At 67.3% G+C, this 21,015-nt stretch carries 20 protein-coding genes; 13 read left to right on the top strand and 7 right to left on the bottom strand.

Annotated elements, in window-relative coordinates; all coding sequences use genetic code 11:
• Nucleotides 1-819: PLP-dependent transferase (locus AC4LGL_RS27200; protein WP_491841492.1), on the top strand; the 819-nt coding region annotated here is incomplete at its 5' end.
• Between the two features lie 10 nt (nucleotides 820-829).
• On the top strand, nucleotides 830-1,243 hold the full coding sequence (locus tag AC4LGL_RS27195; protein ID WP_491841491.1) for a hypothetical protein: 414 nt from the start codon (nucleotides 830-832) through the stop codon (nucleotides 1,241-1,243).
• On the opposite strand, the gene AC4LGL_RS27190 is transcribed toward AC4LGL_RS27195, so the two are convergent.
• Nucleotides 1,240-2,103: an SDR family oxidoreductase gene (locus AC4LGL_RS27190; protein WP_491841490.1), complete on the bottom strand. Its 864-nt coding sequence runs from the start codon at nucleotides 2,101-2,103 to the stop codon at nucleotides 1,240-1,242. The genes AC4LGL_RS27195 and AC4LGL_RS27190 overlap by 4 nt on opposite strands.
• Nucleotides 2,104-2,176: 73 nt before the next feature.
• On the opposite strand from AC4LGL_RS27190, the gene AC4LGL_RS27185 reads away from it, so the two are divergent.
• The 4 genes from AC4LGL_RS27185 to AC4LGL_RS27170 all read left to right on the top strand — a co-directional run bounded on the left by AC4LGL_RS27185 (nucleotide 2,177) and on the right by AC4LGL_RS27170 (nucleotide 5,265).
• Nucleotides 2,177-3,256 (top strand): class I SAM-dependent methyltransferase, encoded by a 1,080-nt coding sequence (locus AC4LGL_RS27185; RefSeq protein ID WP_491841497.1) that lies wholly within the window; start codon nucleotides 2,177-2,179, stop codon nucleotides 3,254-3,256.
• Between the two features lie 105 nt (nucleotides 3,257-3,361).
• Nucleotides 3,362-3,847 carry a GNAT family N-acetyltransferase gene (locus AC4LGL_RS27180; protein WP_491841489.1) on the top strand — a complete coding sequence of 162 codons (486 nt, stop codon included), beginning with the start codon at nucleotides 3,362-3,364 and terminating at the stop codon, nucleotides 3,845-3,847.
• On the top strand, nucleotides 3,844-4,944 hold the full coding sequence (locus AC4LGL_RS27175) for an LLM class flavin-dependent oxidoreductase (protein ID WP_491841488.1): 1,101 nt from the start codon (nucleotides 3,844-3,846) through the stop codon (nucleotides 4,942-4,944). The genes AC4LGL_RS27180 and AC4LGL_RS27175 overlap by 4 nt, the downstream gene beginning before the upstream one ends.
• An 18-nt stretch (nucleotides 4,945-4,962) precedes the next feature.
• Nucleotides 4,963-5,265: a hypothetical protein gene (locus AC4LGL_RS27170; RefSeq protein ID WP_491841487.1), complete on the top strand. Its 303-nt coding sequence runs from the start codon at nucleotides 4,963-4,965 to the stop codon at nucleotides 5,263-5,265.
• On the opposite strand, the gene AC4LGL_RS27165 is transcribed toward AC4LGL_RS27170, so the two are convergent.
• The gene (locus AC4LGL_RS27165; protein WP_491841486.1) at nucleotides 5,262-6,002 is read right to left on the bottom strand and encodes an MBL fold metallo-hydrolase; all 741 of its coding nucleotides are present in this window, start codon (nucleotides 6,000-6,002) and stop codon (nucleotides 5,262-5,264) included. The two genes, AC4LGL_RS27170 and AC4LGL_RS27165, sit on opposite strands and share 4 nt — an antisense overlap.
• 34 nt (nucleotides 6,003-6,036) lie before the next feature.
• Between AC4LGL_RS27165 and fgd the strand changes: the two genes are divergently transcribed.
• Together fgd and AC4LGL_RS27155 are read left to right on the top strand one after the other, a co-directional pair.
• Nucleotides 6,037-7,047, top strand: coding sequence for a glucose-6-phosphate dehydrogenase (coenzyme-F420) (fgd, locus tag AC4LGL_RS27160; protein ID WP_491841485.1), 1,011 nt, complete (start codon nucleotides 6,037-6,039; stop codon nucleotides 7,045-7,047).
• 1 nt (nucleotide 7,048) lies between these two features.
• Nucleotides 7,049-8,011: an endonuclease/exonuclease/phosphatase family protein gene (locus AC4LGL_RS27155; RefSeq protein ID WP_491841484.1), complete on the top strand. Its 963-nt coding sequence runs from the start codon at nucleotides 7,049-7,051 to the stop codon at nucleotides 8,009-8,011.
• Between the two features lie 2 nt (nucleotides 8,012-8,013).
• Here the strand turns inward: AC4LGL_RS27155 and AC4LGL_RS27150 are convergent, their stop codons facing one another.
• Nucleotides 8,014-8,775, bottom strand: coding sequence for a GntR family transcriptional regulator (locus AC4LGL_RS27150; protein WP_491841483.1), 762 nt, complete (start codon nucleotides 8,773-8,775; stop codon nucleotides 8,014-8,016).
• 212 nt (nucleotides 8,776-8,987) lie between these two features.
• Here AC4LGL_RS27150 and AC4LGL_RS27145 point away from each other — a divergent pair, with 212 nt between their 5' ends.
• The 4 genes from AC4LGL_RS27145 to AC4LGL_RS27130 are packed head-to-tail and all read left to right on the top strand — an operon-like array spanning nucleotide 8,988 to nucleotide 15,137.
• Complete coding sequence (locus AC4LGL_RS27145) at nucleotides 8,988-10,544, top strand: APC family permease (protein WP_064887840.1); 1,557 nt, start codon at nucleotides 8,988-8,990, stop codon at nucleotides 10,542-10,544.
• Nucleotides 10,545-10,560: 16 nt separating this feature from the next.
• Nucleotides 10,561-11,880 (top strand): aspartate aminotransferase family protein, encoded by a 1,320-nt coding sequence (locus tag AC4LGL_RS27140; protein ID WP_491841482.1) that lies wholly within the window; start codon nucleotides 10,561-10,563, stop codon nucleotides 11,878-11,880.
• A gap of 51 nt (nucleotides 11,881-11,931) precedes the next feature.
• The gene (gene pta, locus AC4LGL_RS27135; RefSeq protein WP_491841481.1) at nucleotides 11,932-14,010 is read left to right on the top strand and encodes a phosphate acetyltransferase; all 2,079 of its coding nucleotides are present in this window, start codon (nucleotides 11,932-11,934) and stop codon (nucleotides 14,008-14,010) included.
• On the top strand, nucleotides 14,007-15,137 hold the full coding sequence (locus AC4LGL_RS27130) for an acetate kinase (protein ID WP_491841480.1): 1,131 nt from the start codon (nucleotides 14,007-14,009) through the stop codon (nucleotides 15,135-15,137). Before pta ends, AC4LGL_RS27130 begins: the two co-directional genes overlap by 4 nt.
• A gap of 1 nt (nucleotide 15,138) precedes the next feature.
• On the opposite strand, the gene AC4LGL_RS27125 is transcribed toward AC4LGL_RS27130, so the two are convergent.
• From AC4LGL_RS27125 to glnX, 3 genes are read right to left on the bottom strand one after another with little or no spacing between them, the layout of a single operon-like run.
• A complete protein-coding gene (locus tag AC4LGL_RS27125; protein WP_491841479.1) occupies nucleotides 15,139-17,415 on the bottom strand; it encodes a serine/threonine-protein kinase PknG in 2,277 nt (758 codons plus the stop codon).
• Entirely contained in the window at nucleotides 17,415-18,383 is a 969-nt protein-coding gene (locus AC4LGL_RS27120) for a glutamate ABC transporter substrate-binding protein (RefSeq protein WP_491841478.1), read from the bottom strand. Before AC4LGL_RS27120 ends, AC4LGL_RS27125 begins: the two co-directional genes overlap by 1 nt.
• On the bottom strand, nucleotides 18,380-19,699 hold the full coding sequence (glnX, locus tag AC4LGL_RS27115; protein WP_491841477.1) for a protein kinase G-activating protein GlnX: 1,320 nt from the start codon (nucleotides 19,697-19,699) through the stop codon (nucleotides 18,380-18,382). Before glnX ends, AC4LGL_RS27120 begins: the two co-directional genes overlap by 4 nt.
• Before the next feature lie 132 nt (nucleotides 19,700-19,831).
• Here glnX and AC4LGL_RS27110 point away from each other — a divergent pair, with 132 nt between their 5' ends.
• Complete coding sequence (locus AC4LGL_RS27110) at nucleotides 19,832-20,338, top strand: NUDIX hydrolase (RefSeq protein WP_055110634.1); 507 nt, start codon at nucleotides 19,832-19,834, stop codon at nucleotides 20,336-20,338.
• Here the strand turns inward: AC4LGL_RS27110 and thiE are convergent.
• Nucleotides 20,322-20,993 carry a thiamine phosphate synthase gene (gene thiE / locus AC4LGL_RS27105; protein ID WP_491841476.1) on the bottom strand — a complete coding sequence of 224 codons (672 nt, stop codon included), beginning with the start codon at nucleotides 20,991-20,993 and terminating at the stop codon, nucleotides 20,322-20,324. The genes AC4LGL_RS27110 and thiE overlap by 17 nt on opposite strands.
• Nucleotides 20,994-21,015 lie beyond the last annotated feature (22 nt).

Below are 21,015 nucleotides of genomic sequence, written 5' to 3'. Positions count from 1 at the left end.
CTCCCAGCTCAAGGGGCACTTTCCTTATATCGACACCCACCTACACAGGCAATTCATCGGTGGATCGAGGCTAAGCCCCCGACCGCGGTGTTCTTCGAGACGCCCTCCAACCCGATGCAGTCCCTGGTCGACATCGCCGCAGTGTCCGAGCTGGCCCACGCCGCCGGCGCAAAGGTGGTGCTGGACAACGTTTTTGCCACGCCGCTGCTGCAGCAGGGCATGCCGCTCGGCGCGGACGTGGTGGTGTATTCGGGGACCAAGCACATCGACGGGCAGGGCCGCGTGCTCGGCGGGGCGATCCTGGGCGACAAGGAGTACATCGACGGCCCGGTGCAGAAGCTCATGCGCCACACCGGCCCGGCGATCAGCGCGTTCAACGCCTGGACGCTGCTGAAAGGCCTTGAGACGCTTGCCGTCCGGGTGGACTATTCGAACCGCTCGGCGCAGCAGATCGCCGAGTTCCTGGAAGGTCATCCGTCGGTGAGCTGGGTGAAGTACCCGTTCCTGAAGTCGCATCCGCAGTACGACCTGGCGCAGCGGCAGATGCGTGGTGGCGGCACCGTCATCACCTTCGAGCTGAACGCCGATGACGGCAAGGCGCGCGCCTTCGAGGTGCTCGACAAGCTGCGCGTCGTCGACATCTCGAACAACCTCGGTGACTCCAAGACGCTGATCACCCACCCGGCAACGACGACGCACCGGGCCATGGGCCCCGAGGGGCGCGCCGCGATCGGGCTGGGCGACGGTGTCGTGCGGATCTCGATCGGCCTGGAGGGCACCGAGGATCTGATCGCCGATCTCGACCAGGCGCTGAGCTAGGCGGCCGGGCGTGTCCAAGGGCTCCGATGCCAAGAAGGCCCGCCGCCGCAAGCGGCAGGCCGCTCGTGACACGCGGTTGGTGCCCCACGAGATGGTCGACCAGCTGGCCGACATCCCGGATGCCGTCGTTGCGGATCTGGCCGAGTTCGACGATCGAATCACCGCGCGCGGCTGGACCTTTGACGAGGAACAGTCCAACGACGACTACGCGGTGTGGTTCTACGAGCCGTCCGGCGCCCAGGTGGACGACGGCCTGCCGGTGACCTCACTGTGGCTGGACGCGGCAGAGGACGGCGAGATCGTCCGGGTGGTGTTCGTCGGCAGCGTCGAGCGCTACGAATTCACCCATGAGGAACTGCTCGACGGTGCCCTCGACGTGATCGAGGGCTACCGTCACGGCACGGAGCTGCCGACCTTCGGCTAGCTCTTGCCGTCGGAGTCGATGACGCCCTGAGCGGCCTGGGCCCGGTCCTCGTAGGCCTTGCGCTTGGCGGTGTCGAACTCCAGGAACACGTTGTCCAGGCCCAGCTTCTTGTTCATCCAGCGACGGCCCTTGGGCGGCAGCATCTGCGCGGCCTGTGCGGTGAAGCGCAGCGGCGGTGGTACCGACACGTGCGTCTTGGGCTTGTTGAGCGTTTTGATGATCGCGGCGGCGATGTCTTCGGGCTCGACAGGCTTGATGGCGCCGCCGGACTTGGTGCCCGAGATCAGGTCGGTGTTGGTGAACGGCGGCATGATCACCGAAACGTCGACCCCGTGCGGTGCCATCTCGTCGGCCAGCGCGGTGGTCAGCCCGACGACGGCGTACTTCGCGCCGACGTACACGACCTGGCCGGGCAGCGGGATCAGACCCGACAGCGAGGCGATGTTGATGACGTGGCCCCTGCGCCGCTTGACCATGTCCGGAAGTGCCAGCTGGCAGCCGGTGAGCACCCCGTAGACGTTGACCTCGATGTTGGACCGGATCGACTGCTCGGTCTGCTCCAGGAACGGCCCGACCGGCATCACCCCGGCGTTGTTGATCAGCACGTCGATGTGGCCGCCGCCGTCGGTGCGGGCCTTGTCGAGGAACGTCGCGAAGGACTCGCGGTCCGTGACGTCGAGTGGGTAGCCGGAGACCTGGCCGAGCTTGGTCAGCTCGACGACCGCCGACTCCTGAAGGGCCACGTCACGGTCACCGATGACGACCCGGGCACCCTTGGCCAGCAGGGCCTTGGCGGTGGCGTAACCGATGCCGCGGGCGGCGCCGGTGATCGCGATGGTCTTGCCCCTGATGTTGTCCATGGCGGCGAACTTTACACGTGTCAAGTTTGGCGCGGAAGGGGGTGGCCGAGGCGGCGTAGTCTGGGCGGGCGTGATGGCGAATGGCACCGATCAACAGGCAATTACCGAAACCGCGGAGGATTTCTCCGAGCGGATCACCGCGGCGATCGACAGCGCGGGGTTGACCCTGCTGTTGAGCATCGGCCACCAGACCGGCCTGTTCGACGCGATGGGGAAGCTGCCGTCGGCAACCAGCACCGAGATTGCCGCGGCGGCGGGCCTCGATGAACGCTACGTCCGGGAATGGCTCGGCGGGATGGCCGCGGGCCGGGTGGTCGACTACGACGCGGAAGCCTCGACATACCGATTGCCCGAACACCGCGCCGCTTCGCTGACGCGCGAGTCCGGCCTGGGCAACCTGGCACGTCTGGCCCAGTACGTGCCGCTGATGTGCGAGGTCGAACAAAAGATCCTCGGCTGCTTCCGCGACGGCGGCGGGCTGAGCTACGACGACTATCCGCGCTTCCACACCGTGATGGCCGAGCGAAGTGGTGAGGTGTTCGACGCGGCCCTGGTCAGTGCGGTGCTGCCGTTGGTCGACGACCTGCCGCGACGGCTCGAGAGCGGCATCGACGTCGCCGATTTCGGTTGCGGCAGCGGGTACGCGATCGGCCTGATGGCCGCGGCCTATCCGGCCAGCCGATTCACCGGAATCGACTTCTCGGAAGAAGCGGTCGCCACCGGGGCTGCGGCGGCGGCGCAACGTGGTTTGACCAACGTCTCGTACCTTTCCGCCGACTTGGCGAACCTCGACCAGGCCGGGGAGTACGACCTCATCACCGCGTTCGATGCGATCCACGACCAGGCGCAGCCCGCCCGGGTACTGGAGAACATCTATCGTGCGCTGCGACCGGGTGGGGTGCTGGTGATGGCCGACATCAAGGCTTCCAGCCGACTGGAGGACAACATCGGCGCGGTGATGAGCACGTACCGCTACGCGGTGTCGCTGACCCATTGCATGTCGGTCTCGCTCGGTCTGGACGGAGCCGGGCTGGGGACGATGTGGGGCAGGCAGCTGGCGGTGTCGATGCTGACCGACGCGGGATTCTCCGACGTGGAGGTCACCGAGATCGAGCAGGACCCGTCGAACTACTACTACCTGGCCAGGAAATGAGCGGCTCGGCAGGGTTTTGATCAGGCTGAGCCTGTGGGCATATCCCGGCCGTGGCTGCGCGTTGAAGCAGCCGTGAGTATCGGAACGGTGGTTAAGTCAGCCCCCGTGAGTGGTGTGCGGTTCGTCGCGGTCGATCTGGATGATCCACTGGCTGCCCCGCTGCTGGCCGAGCTGTCCGTGGAGTACTCGGGGCGCTACGGCGGAACGCCGGAGCAGATGATGGGTTGGCTGCGTGGGAAGTCGGCCGACGAGTTCGCCCCGCCCGGCGGCGGCCTGTACATCGGCGTGCTCGACGGCATGCCGGTGACGGGCGGCGCATTCACCCGATTCGACGCCGACACCGCCGAACTCAAACGCATCTGGACCGACAGTCGTTATCGCAAGCGTGGCTACGGCAGGGTGCTGCTGGCCCACCTCGAATGCGAGATCGCCGCCCGCGGGTACCGGAGGGTCTATCTGACGACGGGTCACCTGCAGCCCGAGGCCGAGGCGCTCTACGACTCCGCGGGTTACACCCGGCTGACGGTGCCGCTGCCTCCAGAGGGGGAGGGGACCGTCTTCCCGATCGCGTTCGAGAAGGAGCTGACGTGACAGCCACTCCGCTCTCGATCCTCGACCTGGCGCCGATCAGTGCGGGCAGCGACGCGCAGACGGCGCTGCGGAACACCGTCGACCTGGCCCGGCACGCCGAACAGTGGGGCTACCAACGGTATTGGGTCGCCGAGCATCACTTCGTGTCGGTGGCCAGCTCGTCGCCCGCGGTTCTGGTGGGGCAGATCGCTGCGGCCACCGAACGGATCAGGGTCGGCACCGCAGCCGTGCAACTCGGCCACACCACCGCGGTCGCCGTGGTCGAGAGCTTCGGCACCCTGGCCGCGTTCTACCCCGACCGCATCGATCTCGGGGTGGGCCGCTCGGGTCAGAAACGCGCCGAGGCGGTGCGGGACAAGCCGCGTGAGCCGAGGCCGCCGCGCCGGTGGCACGAGATCGACGGTGTGGTGATCCCGACGCCCTACGACGTCAGTGCGCTGATGCGGGACCCGCAGTTGCGGTCACGGATGGCCGTGTTGCAGCAACCCGAAGCGCTCACACCGGATTTCGCCGAACAGGTGGACGACATCCTGGCCATGCTCGCCGGCCGTTACGAGGTGGGTACGGCCGTTCCCGGTGCGGGTGCCGACCTGACACCGTGGGTGTTCGGCAGCAGTAAGGGGCAGAGTGCACGCGTCGCGGCCGCGCGCGGGTTGCCGTTCGTGGCGAGCTATCACATCACTCCCGCCACGGCACTGGAGGCAATCGAGGTGTACCGCAACGGATTCACCCCGTCGGAGGCCTTGTCCGAGCCCTACGTGGCGGTGTCGGCCGACGTGGTCGTCGCCGACGATGAAGCCACCGCACGGCATCTGGCGTCCAGTTACGGGCACTGGGTGTATTCGGTCCGGGCCGGCGGCGGTGCCATGCCCTATCCGGACCCGGCCGACTGTGGGCCGCTGTCCGACGAGCAGCTGGACGTGGTCCGGGACCGTATCGCAACGCAATTCGTCGGCGATCCCGATCAGGTGGCCGCCCGGCTGGAAGCGTTGCAACGCGTCAGCGGCGCGGACGAGCTCGTCGTCACCTCGGTGACGCACCGGCACACCGACCGGTTGCGCTCGCACGAGCTGCTTGCCGAGCGGTGGGGTCGTTAGCGGCTAGGCTGGCCTGCGATGCCGAGTCTGCAGGTAATCGTGGGATCGCTGCTACTGGCAGCGGCTGCGGTGGTGTTTGCGGCCGGCGTGGCTTTGCGGCTGTTCATCGGTCGCCGGGCGGACTCGGCGGAGTCACGACGGCGGATGCACGCGTTCCGCCGGACCAGGTTTGCCCGGGTGCTGTTCGGTTCGGTGTACGACGACGAGGTGTTCGACCCCGACGAGCTCGACCAGATGGTCCTGATGCCAACGATCGTGCTGGCCTGCGGTTTGTGCCTGACCGGGTTCTTCCTGCTGGGATACCGGATCCTGCAGCACTAGGCGTGGACGGCCGCGGCGGTGGCGGCGGCCTCGGCGATCGATCCGCGCCACATCGGCCCGTGTCCGGGCAGCATGATGTCGGTACCCAGCACCCCGAGCGTCTCGAGGCTGCGCAGACAGCCGTCCTCGTCGTGGTTGAACAACGCCGGCAGCAGCGTCGGACCGGTGCGCCGCAGCAGCGGGTGCCCCGTCACCAGTGCGTCACCGCTGACGAGGGCGCCGCCGACGATGAACGAGCAGTGTCCGCCGGTGTGACCCGGCGTCGGCACGGCGACGGGCGCACCGGGCAGCCCCGCGGCGATCTCGGCGGTCAGCGCCTGCGCGGTGGGGATACCGGCATGGTTCATCCCGCCCTTGGCGGTGATGGTGGCCGCCCACTTGAGCCAGCGGGGCTGCCAGATGTTGCGCACCACATCGGCGGGTGCGGCCTGCTCAAGATATTCACGCTTGGCGTGGCCGAGTTCGGTCTCATGGCAGAACACCGGTACGCCATGGGATTTCGCGAGCCAGATCGCGGTGCCGAAGTGGTCGATGTGGGCGTGAGTGAGCAGGACCGCGGCGATGTCGTCGATGGAGTAGCCGAGCTGGTTCACCGAGCCGATGACGTCCTGGCGCTGGCCCGGGAACCCCGCGTCGATCAGCATGACCCGGTCCCCGTCGGTCACCAGCGTCCAGTTGACCAAGTCGGTCTGCGCGAAGTGCACGTGCTCGGTGATCGCGGTCAGGGCTGCTGCCATGTCGCGAGTTTAGGCATAGGAGTAGAAACGAAGCGTGGCTGAACTGAAACTGGGATACAAGGCATCGGCGGAGCAGTTCGCGCCCCGGGAACTCGTCGAGCTGGCGGTGCTGGCCGAAGCGGCAGGGATGGACAGCGCGACGGTCAGCGACCATTTCCAGCCGTGGCGACACGAGGGCGGGCATGCGCCGTTCTCGCTGGCCTGGATGACGGCGGTGGGCGAGCGGACCGAGCGGCTCGTACTGGGCACCTCGGTGCTGACGCCGACGTTCCGGTACAACCCGGCGGTGATCGCGCAGGCTTTCGCGACGATGGCGTGCCTGTACCCGGACCGCATCTTCCTCGGTGTGGGTACCGGCGAGGCGCTCAACGAGATTGCCACCGGCTACAGCGGGGAGTGGCCGGAGTTCAAGGAGCGTTTCGCCCGGCTGCGGGAGTCGGTCAAGCTGATGCGCGAACTGTGGGTCGGCGACCGTGTCGACTTCGACGGTGAGTACTACAAGCTCAAGGGCGCCTCGATCTACGACGTGCCCGAGGGCGGTGTGCCGGTCTACATCGCCGCCGGGGGGCCGGTGGTGGCCAAGTACGCGGGTCGCGCGGGTGACGGCTTCATCTGCACCTCGGGCAAGGGTGAGGAGCTGTACAAGGACAAGCTCATCCCGGCGGTGAAGGAGGGCGCTGAGGCCGCCGGCCGCAACGCCGAGGACATCGACCGGATGATCGAGATCAAGATCTCCTACGATCCGGACCCGAAGCTGGCGTTGGAGAACACTCGGTTCTGGGCGCCGTTGTCGCTGACACCCGAGCAGAAGCATTCGATCGAGGATCCGATCGAGATGGAGAAGGCCGCCGACGCGCTGCCCATCGAGCAGGTCGCCAAGCGCTGGATCGTCGCCTCGGATCCCGATGAGGCGGTCGAGAAGGTCGGCCAGTACGTCAAGTGGGGCCTGAACCACCTGGTGTTCCACGCTCCCGGTCACGATCAGCGTCGTTTCCTCGACCTGTTCAAGAAGGATCTGGAACCGCGGCTGCGCAAGCTCGGCTGAGTTGATCCGAATTGTCGCGACCCTCTTCGGGGTGGTCGCGGCGGGTATGGCCGCGGTGGGCCTGGCGGTGCGCTACGTACCGCTGGGCCGCCACGGCACGGTGCTGTTGGCGACGGCATCGCCCTACCTGACCCTGGCCGCCCCGGTGGCGGTGCTGCTGCTGGTGCTCGGCCGGCGGTGGGTGCTGACGGCGCTGGCCGTGGTGCTGACGCTGGCGATCGCGGTGATCCAGGTGCCGCACTACCTGGGTCCCGAGGCGGTGACGGCGCAGTCGGCACCGGTCCGGGTGTTCACCTCGAATCTCGGTATGGGGCGCGGGGATCCGGCCGCTGTGGTGGCCGCTGCCGAGCGGACGGCGGATGTCGTCGTGATACAGGAGCTCACGCAGGAGGCCGCCGACGGGTTGATCGCGGCCGGGCTGGAGAACACCTTCGGCCACCGGATCTTCGACCCCGAGCCGATGGCCGGTGGTCTCGGGATCTGGAGCCGGTTCCCGTTGACGGACAGTGCACATGTTCCGGGCTACTCGATGGTGATGCTGCGGTCCCGGGTCCAGGTGCCGGACGTCGCGGTTCCCCCGATCCTGGTGGGGATCCATTTCGCCGCGCCGTGGCCGCAGCCGATCGAGTCGTGGCGCAACGACATGGCGAAGTTCCCGACGATGCTGCGCGAGTTGGCCGACGAGGCCGGTCCGGGTGCGGTGATCGTGGCCGGGGACTTCAATGCCACCCACGACATGCTGCCGTTCCGGGAATTGCTGGCCACCGGCTACCGCGACGCCGCGGAGCAGGCCGGCGGGGGCCTGGTCCGCACCTTCCCGGTCGGTCCGCGGAGGGTGCCTGCCGTCGGTATCGACCATGTGCTGTTGCGCAATGCCGACGCGACCGCGGTGCGAACGGAGCTCGTGCCGGAGGCCGACCATATGGCCCTCATCGCGGACATCGTTGTCCCACACGGGGCCTGATCTCAGGCGCTGCACACCGAGCGTTGCACCGCACCGACACCGCCCTGGCTGGTGGCGGTGAGCCGGACCCGGTCGGCCCGGAACAGGTCGTAGGCGTACTCGAACGGGCGGCCACTGCTGTCGCGGGTGATCCGCGTGATGGCCAGGAGCGGTCTGCGGTGGGCGATGTCGAGCCACTGCGCTTCGCGGGGACTGGCGCTGACCACTTCGATGGTCTCGGTGGTGGCGGCCGGGGTCAGGCCGTACCGCACCCGCACCAACTCGTACAGGGAGCCGCCGAGCGGCTGTTCCAGCAGGTCCTCCATGTGCTCGGCCACGAAGCAGGCCAGATCCACCGAGAGTGGGACACCGTCGGCGAACCGCAACCGCCGGATCGTGAATATCTCTGCGCCATCGGCGATTTCGAGGGCATGCGCCTCCGCTGGGGTGGCGGGCCTGCGGTCTGTCGTCAGTACCCGGGTGGCGCTGGTGTGACCACCGGTGCGCAACCGGTCCGGTAACCCCGCCAGTTCGGCAGCATTGCGTTCGACGACGTCGGCGCGCACGAACGTTCCCCCATTGCGCCCGGTGCGGCGCTCCAGCACGCCCGCCTGACTCAGCGGCAGCAGCGCGCTGCGCAGTGTGGAGCGCGACACCGCGAAATTCGCCGCCATCTCCCGCTCGGTGCCCAGCCGCGATCCGGGGCGCAGGGTGCCCAGGGCCAACATGGACAGGATGCGCCGGCGCACGTCCTCGGCGACGGGGCCGCCCGGTGTCAGGGACATGCCCCGAGTGTGAACCAAATAGAGGCCACAGAGCAGACCGAAACCGAACGATTTACATGACCGCAACAAAGGGATTGACCCGCAACGAGTTTCGAGTTGCCCGACGGTCTGGGCGGGATGACAATGTGCTGCGTCGCATCACAATGCCGTCGGCGACGACAGGAAATCAGACCAAATAGTGGTCCGAAAACCGTCCTCAGTTAGGACCCGCCATGAGCGAGATCATCGATCCACCGGCCCCGTCCGGCGCCTCCGTCCAACGCCTCAAACCCAACGCCGTCGGGTTGGTCGGCGTGCTGTTCATGGCGGTCGCCACCGCCGCCCCCATTACGGCCATGGTCGGCAACGTGCCGATCTCGGTGGGCTTCGGCAACGGCGTCAACGCGCCGGCCGGCTACTTCGTCGCGACCATCGTGCTGACCCTGTTCGCCATCGGCTACGCCGCGATGAGCAGGCACATCACTGCCACCGGCGCCTTCTACGGGTACATCTCGCACGGGTTGGGCCGCGTCGTCGGTCTCGGCGCGGGGTTCCTGACAGCGCTGGCCTACATGGTGTTCGAGGCCTCGCTGATCGGCATCTTCTCGTTCTTCGGCAACGATCTGTTCAAGTCGTTCTTCGGCGTCGACGTGCCGTGGATTCTCTTCGCGGTGGTGATGCTGGCCGTGAACGCGGTGCTGACCTACTTCGACATCAACCTTGCCGCCAAGGTGCTCGCCGTGTTCCTGATCACCGAGATCATCATGCTGGCCATGATGGCGCTGTCGGTGGTCTTCACCGGCGGCGGTCCGCAGGGCTGGTCACTGGGATCGCTCAACCCGCTCAACGGTTTTCAGAGTCTGTCCGGTGAGGTGGCCGGTGCCGACGGCAGCATGATCACGGTGGCCGGATCCGCCGGCGTCGGCCTGTTCTTCGCGTTCTGGTCGTGGGTGGGCTTCGAGTCCAGCGCGATGTACGGCGAGGAGTCGCGCAATCCCAAGAAGATCATCCCGATCGCGGTGATCAGCTCGGTGGTCGGCATCGGCACCTTCTACGTCCTGGTCTCGTGGTTGGCCATCGTCGGCACCGGACCGCAGAACGCCGTTGCGCTGGCACAGGATTCGGCCACTGCGGGTGACATCTTCTTCACTCCGGTGCACGAGCACCTCGGACAGTGGGCCGTCGATCTGTTCAAGATCCTGCTGATGTCGGGCTCCTTCGCCTGCGGTATGGCGTTCCACAACTGCGCTGCCCGTTACCTTTACGCGCTCGGCCGCGAGAACGTCATCCCCGGCATGCGCCAGACCATCGGGGCCACCCACCCGGTGCACGGCTCACCGCACATCGCGGGATTCGTGCAGACCGGTTTCGCGACCGCGGTGGTGATGTTCTTCGACATCACCGGACGCGACCCGTACACCGGGCTGTACGGCCTGATGGCATTGCTGGGCACGACGGCCATCATGATCGTCCAGGCGCTGGCGGCGTTCTCGGTCATCTCCTACTTCCATGTCCAGAAGCGCCATCCCGAGACGGCGAACTGGTTCACCACTTTTCTGGCTCCGCTGCTGGGCGGGGTCGGCATGCTCTACGTCATCTACCTGCTGGCCCAGAACGCGTCGTTTGCTGCGGGTTCAGCCGCTTCTGACTGGATCTTCACAGCAATCCCGTATGTTGTCGGCATCGCCGGAATCGGTGGTGTGCTGTGGGCGCTGTTCCTGAAATTCAGGGATCCGGAACGGTATTCCGACCTGGGTCGGACCGTGTTGGAGGAGGCGCACGAACGCTGAGCAGGGGGTGCACGGGATGAGTTTCTCGAACATCATGGACTCCAACAGCTACACCGGTCAGTCGGCCGATCCCGGCACCGAAAAGCTGATCGAGGCTCGCACCCACCTGCTCGGCCCCGCGTACCGGCTGTTCTACGAGCGGCCGGTACACCTGGTCCGCGGCAGCGGCAGCCACATGTTCGACGCGGACGGCACGCGTTACCTCGACGCGTACAACAACGTCGTCAGCGTCGGACACTGCCATCCGCACGTGGTCGCCGCCCTCACCCGCCAGGCCGAGACGCTCAACACCCACACCCGCTACCTGCACGAGGGCATCGTGGAGTACTCACAGCGGTTGCTCGCCACCTTTCCGGCGGAACTCGACCAGGTGATGTACGCCTGCACCGGTTCGGAGGCCAACGACCTGGCCCTGCGGGTGGCCCAGCGGTATACCGGGGCGCGCGGTGTGATCGTCACCCGCGACGCCTACCACGGCAATACCGAAGCGGTGACGGCGATTTCACCGTCGCTCGGCGGTGCCACCACCATCGGATCCCATGTGCGCGCGGTGGCCGCGCCGGACAGTTACCGCTCGGGTACCGAAGTGGCAGAGCGTTTCCTGGCCGATGTGGAGGCCGCGATCGCCGAGTTGAAGGCGGCCGGGTTCGGTCTGAGTGCTCTGATCGTGGACACCTTCTTCTCCTCCGACGGTATCTATCCCGATCCCTCGGTGCTGGCGCCTGCGGTGACGGCGGTGCGGGCGGCCGGCGGGGTGTTCATCGCCGACGAGGTACAGCCGGGGTTCGGCCGTACCGGGGAGACGATGTGGGGTTTCACCCGCCACGGGGTCGTGCCGGACCTCGTCACCTTGGGCAAACCGATGGCCAACGGGTTGCCGGTGGCGGCGATGGCCGCCCGCAGCGAGGTGCTGGAGGCCTTCGCCCGGGAGGTGCCGTACTTCAACACCTTCGGAGGTAATCCGGTGTCGATGGCGGCGGCAGCCGCGGTGCTCGACGTCATCGAGGGCGAGGAGTTGATGGCCAACGCGGCGCGGGTAGGCACGGCCCTGCGCGACGAACTGACCCGTCTGGCCGCCGACGATCCACGCGTCGGGGATGTTCGCGGCGCCGGACTCTACGTCGGTATCGAGATGGTGACCGACCGTGCCGGCGCAGGCCCTGACCGGGCCGCAGCGCACGATCTGGTCAACGCGATGCGGGACCGTAAGGTGCTGATCTCGGTTTGCGGAGCGCAGGGCAGTGTGCTGAAGGTGAGACCTCCCCTGGTATTCTCTCTGTCGGATGTGGACTGGTTCTGCACCGAATTCGCCGATGCGCTGCGTGAGCTGCGCTGAGCAAAAGCAGAGCATCTGGCCGTCCAAACCCTGATGAGGGAAGCTGTATCAGTGCCAGAGGCAGTCGTCGCTACCGCGATCTATATTGCGTCGCCCGAAGGTGACACCGGAAAGTCGACCATTGCGCTCGGCATCCTTCACCGACTTGCTGCGACCGTGCCGAGGGTGGGGGTGTTCCGCCCGATCACCCGTCTGGGCGAGGACCGCGACTACATCCTCGAGCTGTTGCTGGCCAGTGCTACGGCCGGGCTGAGTTACGACGAGTGCGTCGGGGTCAGCTACCAGCAGGTGCACGAGGATCCCGACGTCGCGATCGCCGACATCGTCGACCGGTTCCACCGCGTGGCCGAGAAGTGCGACGCCGTGCTGATCGTCGGCAGCGATTACACCGACGTCGCCACCCCCAGCGAGCTGAGCATGAATGCCCGCATCGCGGTCAACCTCGGCGCGCCCGTCGTGCTCGCGGTCAAGGCCGCCGACCGGACGCCTGCCGAGGTGGCCCATGTGGTCGAGGTGTGCCTGGCCGAGCTGAACCACCAGCATGCGCATGCCGCGGCCGTCGTCGCCAACCGGTGCGACCCGGCCCAGCTGGATGCGGTGGCCCAGGCCCTCAAACCACTTGGCCCACCCGCGTATGTGCTTCCCGAGGAGCCGCTGCTGGTCGCCCCGTCGGTGGCCGAACTGCAGGTGGCGGTCGACGGCACGATGATCGCCGGGGACCCTGAGCTGCTGTCGCGCGAGGCGATGGGCGTGATGGTCGCCGGTATGACGGCCGAGCACTGCCTGGAGCGGCTGACCGAAGGTGTCGCGGTGGTGACCCCGGGTGACCGGTCCGACGTGGTGCTGGCCTTGGTGAGTGCTCATGCGGCAGAAGGCTTTCCGTCACTGTCCTGCATCATCCTCAACGGTGGCCTCGATCTGCACCCGGCCATCGCAGCGCTGGTGGAAGGGCTCGGGCTTCGGCTGCCCATCGTGGCCACCAAGTACGGCACCTTCGAGACCGCCAGCCGGGTCGCCGGCGCCCGCGGCCGCGTCACTGCAACATCGCAGCGGAAGATCGACACCGCCCTGGCGCTGATGGACAAGCACGTCGACGTCAACGACCTGATCGCGCAGCTGAGCATTCCGATCCCCGCGGTCACCACGCCGCAGATGTTCACCTACCAACTGCTCGACCAGGCCCGCTCCGACCGCAGGCGCATCGTGCTGCCCGAAGGCACCGACGACCGCATCCTCAAGGCCGCAGGCCGGCTGCTCCAGCACGAGGTGGCCGATCTGACCATCCTCGGCGAGGAGAGCCAGATCCGTTCCCGGGCAGCCGAACTCGGGGTGAACCTCGATGCGGCTGTCGTCCTGGATCCGCTCACCAGTGAGCTGTGCGACCAGTTCGCCGAGCAGTACGCGGAGCTGCGCCGCAAGAAGGGTGTCACCGTCGAGCAGGCGCGCGAGATCATCCACGACGTCTCGTATTTCGGCACCATGCTGGTGCACAACGAGATGGTGGACGGCATGGTCTCGGGCGCCGCGCACACCACCGCGCACACCGTGCGGCCGGCCTTCGAGATCATCCGGACGGCGCCGGGAATCTCGACGGTGTCGAGCATCTTCCTGATGTGCCTGGCCGACCGGGTGCTGGCCTACGGCGACTGCGCGATCGTGCCGGACCCGACCTCCGAACAACTCGCTGACATCGCGATCTCCTCCTCGCGCACCGCCGCGCAGTTCGGCATCGATCCGCGGGTGGCCATGCTGTCGTATTCGACCGGCACCTCGGGCACCGGGGCCGACGTCGACAAGGTCCGGGCGGCAACCGAGCTGGTGCGACAACGCGAGCCGGATCTGTTGGTGGAGGGGCCGATTCAGTACGACGCGGCGGTGGAACCGTCGGTCGCGGCGACGAAGATGCCCGACTCGCCGGTGGCGGGGCGCGCCACCGTGTTGATCTTCCCCGACCTCAACACCGGTAACAACACGTACAAGGCGGTGCAGCGCAGTGCGGGCGCCATCGCGATCGGCCCGGTGCTGCAGGGCTTGAACAAGCCGGTGAACGATCTGTCCCGGGGAGCCCTGGTGGAGGACATCGTCAACACCGTGGCCATCACCGCGATCCAGGCACAGGGGCAGTCATGACGGTTCTGGTGATCAACTCGGGATCCTCATCGCTGAAATACGCCGTGGTGAAACCGGCTTCGGGAGAATTCCTGGCCGACGGCATCATCGAGCAGATCGGCTCGGCGCAGGTGCCCGATCACGATGCCGCGCTGCGGGCAGCGTTCGACGAACTGGCGGCTCAGGGCCTGCACCTGGACACCCTCGGGTTGGTGGCAGTCGGCCACCGGGTGGTGCACGGCGGCAAGGCCTTCTACTGCCCGACGCTGATCGACAGTGAGCTGATTGGCAAGCTCGAGGAGTTGTCTCCGCTGGCGCCGCTGCACAATCCGCCTGCGATCCTGGGTATCGAGGTGGCCCGCAAGCTGCTGCCTGACCTGCCGCATGTGGCGGTGTTCGACACCGCGTTCTTCCACAACCTGCCCGCTGCGGCGGCCACCTATGCCATCGATCGTGAGGTGGCCGAGCGCTGGGACATCCGCCGCTACGGCTTCCACGGCACCTCGCACCAGTACGTCAGCCAGCAGGCCGCCGCTTTCCTGGATCGGCCCTACGAATCGCTGAATCAGATTGTGCTGCATCTGGGCAACGGTGCGTCGGCGTCGGCGATCGCCGGCGGCAGGCCCGTGGACACCTCGATGGGGATGACGCCGATGGAGGGCCTGGTGATGGGGACCCGCAGCGGTGACATCGACCCCGGCATCATCTTGTTCCTGCGCCGGGCGGCCGGCATGGATGTCGAGGACATCGACACGATGCTCAACCGCCAGTCGGGGGTGCTCGGCCTGGGTGGCGAGAACGACTTCCGCACGTTGCGCAACCGCATCGAATCCGGTGACGAGAACGCGCAATTGGCGTATGACGTCTACATCCACCGGCTCCGCAAGTATGTCGGCGCCTACCTGGCGGTGCTGGGCCGTACCGACGTCATCAGTTTCACTGCGGGCGTCGGGGAGAACGATGCCGCGGTGCGCCGCGACGCACTGGCCGGCCTGTCCGCGCTGGGGATCCAGATCGACGAGGAACTCAACGCGTCACCGTCGCGTGAAGCACGGCGGATCTCGACACCCGAGTCGCCCGTGACCGTGTTGGTGGTACCGACCAACGAGGAATTGGCGATCGCGACGGCCTGCGCCGCGTTGGCCTGAATCAGAACGTGCTCATCGGCCGTACGCTGTTGGCCAGGTCGATCAGGGCGTAGCGGTGCGACTGGGTGGGGGCGACGCGGGCCAGCGCCCGTAGTGAGGCCTCCACGCCGAGCTTGAGACCGTGCTCGGTGAACGGGAATCCGAGAATGTGATTGCTGCTCGCCGTGTTGTCGGCCAGCCAGTCCATCGCGGTGCCCAGGACGAGTGCCCGGATCTGCAGCACGCGCGGCTCGGAATCGGGCAGGGCTTCCACCCGCCGCGCGGCATCGCGGATGTTCTGCTCGGTGATCTCACCGGTGGACCGACCGGACAGCAGGGTGACCGCGCTGGTCAGCCGGGCGGTGGTGAAATGCCGTGAGGTGGGCGGAACCTGGTCCAGGGTCTGGACCGCCTTGTCCCGTGACCCGGCCACCGACTCGGCTCGGGCCAACCCGAAACCGGCGGAGATCACGCCGTTGTCGGTGCTCCACACGGTGTTGTAGAACTTCAGCTCGTCGGCGGTGCCGGCCAGCTCGGCCGTCGCGGCCAGCGCCAGCTTGGGCGCCAGCTCGCCGGGCAGGGTGTCGAGCACCTCGGTGAAATGCTTTGTCGCCGAGTCGTAATCGGCCGAGAGCATCTCGGCCACCGCGCGGAACCAGACCAGCTGCCAGCGCCAACCGGCCCAGGTCGCCAGGTCGTCGAGCTTGCGGGTGGCCTTGGCGACGTCGCCCAGATCGAGCAGGGCACGCGCCTCCATCAACGGCAGCTCCACCGATTCCGAAAGGTCGACGCCTTCGGCGTCGATCGCGCCGTGCCGCGCGGCCCGCAACTGGTCGAGGGTGTGCACCGGCTGGCTGAGCACGCTGGCCACCAGCATCGGGGCCCCGACATCGGCGCGGTCCACCAGCGGCACCGGCAGCGCCCGCACGATCTCCTGCGCGGTCAGCTTCTCCGAATGCACCTGCCCGTCGACGTAGACATCGGTGTGCGCAACCAGCAGATCCACCCCGAATGTGGACCGCGACGGGCTGAACACGGTCGACAGACCGGGGCGGGGACTTCCGGTATCGGCCGCCACGACCTCGCGCAGCACCCCGAGCAGCTGGGACGACATTTCCTCGGCGCTGCGGAACCGGCGTCGCGGATCCGGGTCGATGGCGCGGCGCAGGAACCGGCCGAAGGAATCGTAGGTGTCGAGCACCGGGTCCTCGGACGGCAGCCCGTCGACGTAGCGTCCCCGCCGGGTCCGCAGGTTCAAGGTCAGCGCGGCCAGCGTGCGCCCCACGGTGTAGATGTCGGTGGCTACCGTCGGTCCGGTGCGCACGATCTCGGGAGCCTGGAAACCCGGTGTGCCGTACAGGTATCCGTAGGAGTTGAGCTTGGACACCGCACCGAGGTCGATCAGCTTGAGCTGCTCCTCGGTGATCATGATGTTCTCGGGTTTCAGATCGTTGTAGGCCAGCCCGATCGAATGCAGATAGCCCAGTGCGGGCAGGATCTCCAGCATGTAGCCGATGGCCTCGGCCACCGGAAGCCGGGTTCCCCTGGCCTGTTTGAGCGAAGTTCCGCCGACGTACTCCATCACGATATAGCCGACCGGATTGCCGTGCTTGTCGTCGTGTTCGACGAAGTTGTAGATCTTCACGATTCCCGGGTGGGTCACCTCGGCCAGGAACTGACGTTCGGCCATGGCGATCACCTGGGCCTCGGCGTCACCGGAATGCACCAGTCCCTTGAGCACGACGGGACGTTCGTTCACGTTGTGGTCGAACGCCAGATACACCCAGCCCAGCCCACCGTGGGCGATACAGCCCTTGATCTCGTACTGGTCGGCGACGATCTCACCCGGGGACAGCTGCGGCAGGAACGAGTAGGCGCTGCCGCAGTGGGGGCACCAGCCTTCCGACAGGGCATGGCCGTCGGACGAGGACCTACCGACCGGCTTGCCGCAGTTCCAGCAGAACCGCTTCTGCTCGGCCACGACCGGATTGGTCATCAACGCCGTCAACGGATCCCGCTCGGGCACCCGCGCGATCTCGACCAACCCGCCACCCAGCCTGCGGATCGGCGAGAGCATCCGGGTGGCGATCGTGGCAAGGTTCTGCGGTTCGGTGTCGCCGCCGCCGAACGTCCCGTCGTCGGAGTCGTCGAACTCGGGACGGAACACCGCCTGCGTCGCCATCGGCCGCATGGTCGACCGCGAATCCATGTCGAGGTCGTCCAGGCTCGCCGGCTGGGTCCCGGGGCCGCCCTCGGTGTCGAGGGTTTCCGGCAGGTCGGCGTCGTCGGGCTTCTTCATCAGTCGACGTACCTCGCGACCGGGGGAGTCGGCGCCGGCCCCAGGACCGTCAACCACTTGCGGTACAACGTGTTCCAGGTGCCGTCGCGGCGGATGCGTTCCAGTGTTGCGTTGACGACGCGGACCAGCGGCGTGTTGTCCAGGTTCAGCCCGATGCCGTAGGGCTCCTCGTTGAGGCTGGGACCGACGATGTGCAGATACGGATCCTGGGCGACGAGCCCGGCCAGTATCGAATCGTCGGTGCTGACCGCGTCGGCCTGGCGCTGTTGCAGCGCGACCAGGCAGTCGGCCCAGGTCACCACAGAGACGATGATCGGCGCCGGGCTGATCTGCTGGATCCGCTTGAGTGAGGTGGTGCCGTCCACCACGCATACCCGCTTGCCCGAGAGATCGGAGGCCTGCGAGATATTGGAATCGCGCGCGGCCAGGATGCGTTGGTGGGCCATCAGATACACCGTGGAGAAGGCCACCTCCTTGCGGCGCTCACAGGTGATCGTCATGGTCTTCACCACGATGTCGACCTGATTGTTCTGCAATGCGGTGATGCGGTCGGCCGAGGACAGGATGCGGTACTCCACCTGTGACGGGGTGCCGAAGATGTCGCGGGCGACCTCGCCGGCGATGTCGACGTCGAACCCGTTGATCTGACCGGTGATCGGATCCCGGAACGAAAACAGGTTGCTACCGATGTCCAGCCCGACGACCAACCGTCCGCGGTCGCGGATCTTGGCGACCGCCGCATCGGCGTCGGCCTGGTTGCTGAACGGCCTCAGGCTGGCGGTCCGGTTGCACTCGTCGGTGTCGGGAGTCGGCACCCGTACCGGCTGGGGAGCCAGCTCCTGCATGCCTGCCGGGCTGGGCGGCGCCAGCGTCATCGTCGGCACGGTCAACGCCGGGGCGCTCTGGCTGCACCCGGCGACCGCCACGACCGCGGTCAGCGCGGCCAACATCTTCTTCATCGCACTCATCGGTACTCACTCAGTCGAGGCCACAACCCCAACGCCACCGCCAGCGCCGCGGCCACACTGAGCAGTGCGGCACCCACGGTCGCGCCGGACAGCACGCGGCGGGCATTGGCGATGTCGTTGCGCAACTGGCTGCGGCTCTGTTCGATGCCTTTGGACAACGCATCGTCGAGCTTGTCGAAGGCCGACGTGGAATCGTCCTCCCCGGTGCCCAGCGCCACTTGCGTCGCCGCCTGGTAGTTGCCCACCGCGATGTATGCGTTGATCCGGTCATCGGCCGTACGCCACTTGGTGAGCAGATCTTCGGCGCCCGTCAGATCGCTCTTGTCGATGCGGGTGTCGCGGGCCAGATACTGGGCGAGCTGCTGCTGCATTGCCTCGATGCGTTGGTAGTAGGACTGCTTGCGAAGGTTCTCGTCGCCACGCCGGATCAGCGCCAGCGTCTCGTCGGCCCGGGCCTGCTGGGCGGTGATGGCCAGATTGGTCACGGTCTTGAGGGATTCGGCAGCGGTGTCCTTGGCGCTGCGGCTGTCGGACGTGGAGATCACCAGCGCCGTCGTCACCCAGATCAGCATGATCAGCACGGCCATCCCGCCGGCCACGAAACCGATGTTGACCCGGCGCCGCGTGCGTCGCGCCAGCCAGCGGTTGGCGAACGCACCGAACATCAACGTCGCCAGCACGACCAGCATGACCGCGGCCGGGATCCGGGTGGAGGCCGTGGTCTCGGCGTCCACCCGGGCCGAGGTCTCCTCGTACAGGCGTTGCGCGTCGGGCAGGATCTGCGACTGCATCAGTGCCGAGGCTTCCGAGAGGTACGACGAACCCACCGGGTTGCCGGCCCGGTTGTTGGTCCGGGCTGTCTCCACCAGGCCGGTGTAGACCGCCAGCCGGGCATTGATCCGGCCGAGCAACTGCACCAGCGATTCGTCGGTCAATCCGCTCGACGCCCGGGTCACCGCCACGGAGGCATCGGTGATGGCCTGCTCGTAGCGCTGCCGGACGTCGCGGGGCTCGGCTCCGGCGATGAAGGCCGTGGCCGCGGCGGCGTCGGCGACCGACAGTGTGGTGTAGAGCTGGCCCGCCGCGAACGCGAGAGGCTCGGTGTGATCGAGCACGGTGGTCAGCGCCTGCTGGCGGTCGTTGATCGTGGTGGAGGTGGCGAACGCACTGGCGATAACAAGTGCCGACAACACGAGCCCGATGGTCAAGATGCGGCCCGGAGTGGTCCACAGAAACCACCACCGAGGATGGGCAGGCGTGGTCGGCGACCGGGACGCGAGCGGTTCGGTCGAGGGATGTGCCAACTCCACAGTCACCTGCGCACGGACCTCATTTATTTCGGTGCTTACGGCTGTCCCCACACTATAAAAAAATTCTAAGAGCGCCCACTTAGGCTCGCGGAGAAATTGGGGTCCACCGAAACAGACGGCGTTCCCTAAGCTGTACGCGTGCGTGGCGACGGTGACGGCTGGGTGTTCTCCGACAACGGCGCCCGGTATTGGGGGCGTCACGGTGCCGCGGGGTTGCTCCTGCGCGCGCCCTGGCCGGGTGGATCGGCCGCTGTGCTGCTGCAACATCGCGCGCCGTGGAGTCATCAGGGCGGAACCTGGGCCTTGCCCGGAGGCGCGCGTGACAGTCACGAGACCGCCGAGCAGGCCGCGGTCCGGGAGGCCAACGAGGAAGCCGGCGTGACGGCCGAGCAGCTCACCGTCCGGACCACCGTGGTGACGGCCGAGGTGGCCGGTATCGGTGGCACGCACTGGAGCTACACCACCGTGATCGCCGACGTGCCCGAACCGCTGGAGACCATCCCGAACCGGGAGAGCTCGGAGTTGCGTTGGGTGGCCGAGGACGAAGTCGCGGCACTGCCGCTGCATCCCGGGTTCGCCGCCAGCTGGGAGCAGCTGCGGACGGTGACGGCCTCGCTACCGCTTGAGGTCAACCCGCCGCGCTGACAGCCGCCTTCAATTCCTCGGCTGCCGCACGCGGGTCTTCGGCTGCGGTGATCGCGCGGACCACCACGATGCGCCGGGCCCCGGCCGCGAGCACCTCGGGCAGCCGCTGCTGATCGATCCCGCCGATCGCGAACCACGGCTTGGCCGGATTGAGCGCCGCCGTCGAGCGCACCAGCTCGAGTCCTGGCGCGGTCCGGCCGGGCTTGGTCGGCGTCGGCCAGCACGGGCCGACGCAGAAATAGTCCACCTGCTCATCGATCGCAGCCGCGGCTTGCCCGGCGTCATGGGTGGAGCGGCCGATCACCGGACGGTCCCCGATGATGCCCCGTGCGACGTCCAACGGCAGATCGTCCTGGCCCAGGTGCAGTACGTCGGCCCCGGCCGCCAGCGCGATGTCGGCGCGGTCGTTGACCGCCAGCAGTGCGCCGTGGCGGCGGGCCGCGTCGGCGAGGATCTCCAGCGCTTCGAGTTCTTGCCGGGCCTCCAGCGGGCCGAACTGTTTCTCGCCGGCCGAACCCTTGTCGCGTAGCTGGATCAGGTCCACCCCGCCGGCCAGCGCCGCGTCGGCGAATTCAGCCAGGTCACCGCGCTCCCGGCGGGCGTCGGTGCACAGGTACAGGGTGGCGCGCTGCAAACGGTCGACCGGTGATTCCACACCGCGACGGTAGCCGGTACCG

This window comes from Mycolicibacterium arcueilense, from assembly GCF_058536225.1.
The sequence above is the reverse complement of the archived record's forward strand: the minus strand, read 5'-3'. Positions and strand labels throughout refer to the sequence as shown.

What these genes read in the sequence shown, in the direction of transcription:
- AC4LGL_RS27190 (WP_491841490.1), bottom strand. Translation starts at nt 2,103, where the DNA reads ATGGACAACATCAGGGGCAAGACCATCGCGATCACCGGCGCCGCCCGC.
- AC4LGL_RS27185 (WP_491841497.1), top strand. Translation starts at nt 2,177, where the DNA reads ATGGCGAATGGCACCGATCAACAGGCAATTACCGAAACCGCGGAGGAT.
- AC4LGL_RS27170 (WP_491841487.1), top strand. Translation starts at nt 4,963, where the DNA reads ATGCCGAGTCTGCAGGTAATCGTGGGATCGCTGCTACTGGCAGCGGCT.
- AC4LGL_RS27165 (WP_491841486.1), bottom strand. Translation starts at nt 6,002, where the DNA reads ATGGCAGCAGCCCTGACCGCGATCACCGAGCACGTGCACTTCGCGCAG.
- AC4LGL_RS27150 (WP_491841483.1), bottom strand. Translation starts at nt 8,775, where the DNA reads ATGTCCCTGACACCGGGCGGCCCCGTCGCCGAGGACGTGCGCCGGCGC.
- AC4LGL_RS27145 (WP_064887840.1), top strand. Translation starts at nt 8,988, where the DNA reads ATGAGCGAGATCATCGATCCACCGGCCCCGTCCGGCGCCTCCGTCCAA.
- AC4LGL_RS27140 (WP_491841482.1), top strand. Translation starts at nt 10,561, where the DNA reads ATGAGTTTCTCGAACATCATGGACTCCAACAGCTACACCGGTCAGTCG.
- AC4LGL_RS27130 (WP_491841480.1), top strand. Translation starts at nt 14,007, where the DNA reads ATGACGGTTCTGGTGATCAACTCGGGATCCTCATCGCTGAAATACGCC.
- AC4LGL_RS27125 (WP_491841479.1), bottom strand. Translation starts at nt 17,415, where the DNA reads ATGAAGAAGCCCGACGACGCCGACCTGCCGGAAACCCTCGACACCGAG.
- AC4LGL_RS27120 (WP_491841478.1), bottom strand. Translation starts at nt 18,383, where the DNA reads ATGAGTGCGATGAAGAAGATGTTGGCCGCGCTGACCGCGGTCGTGGCG.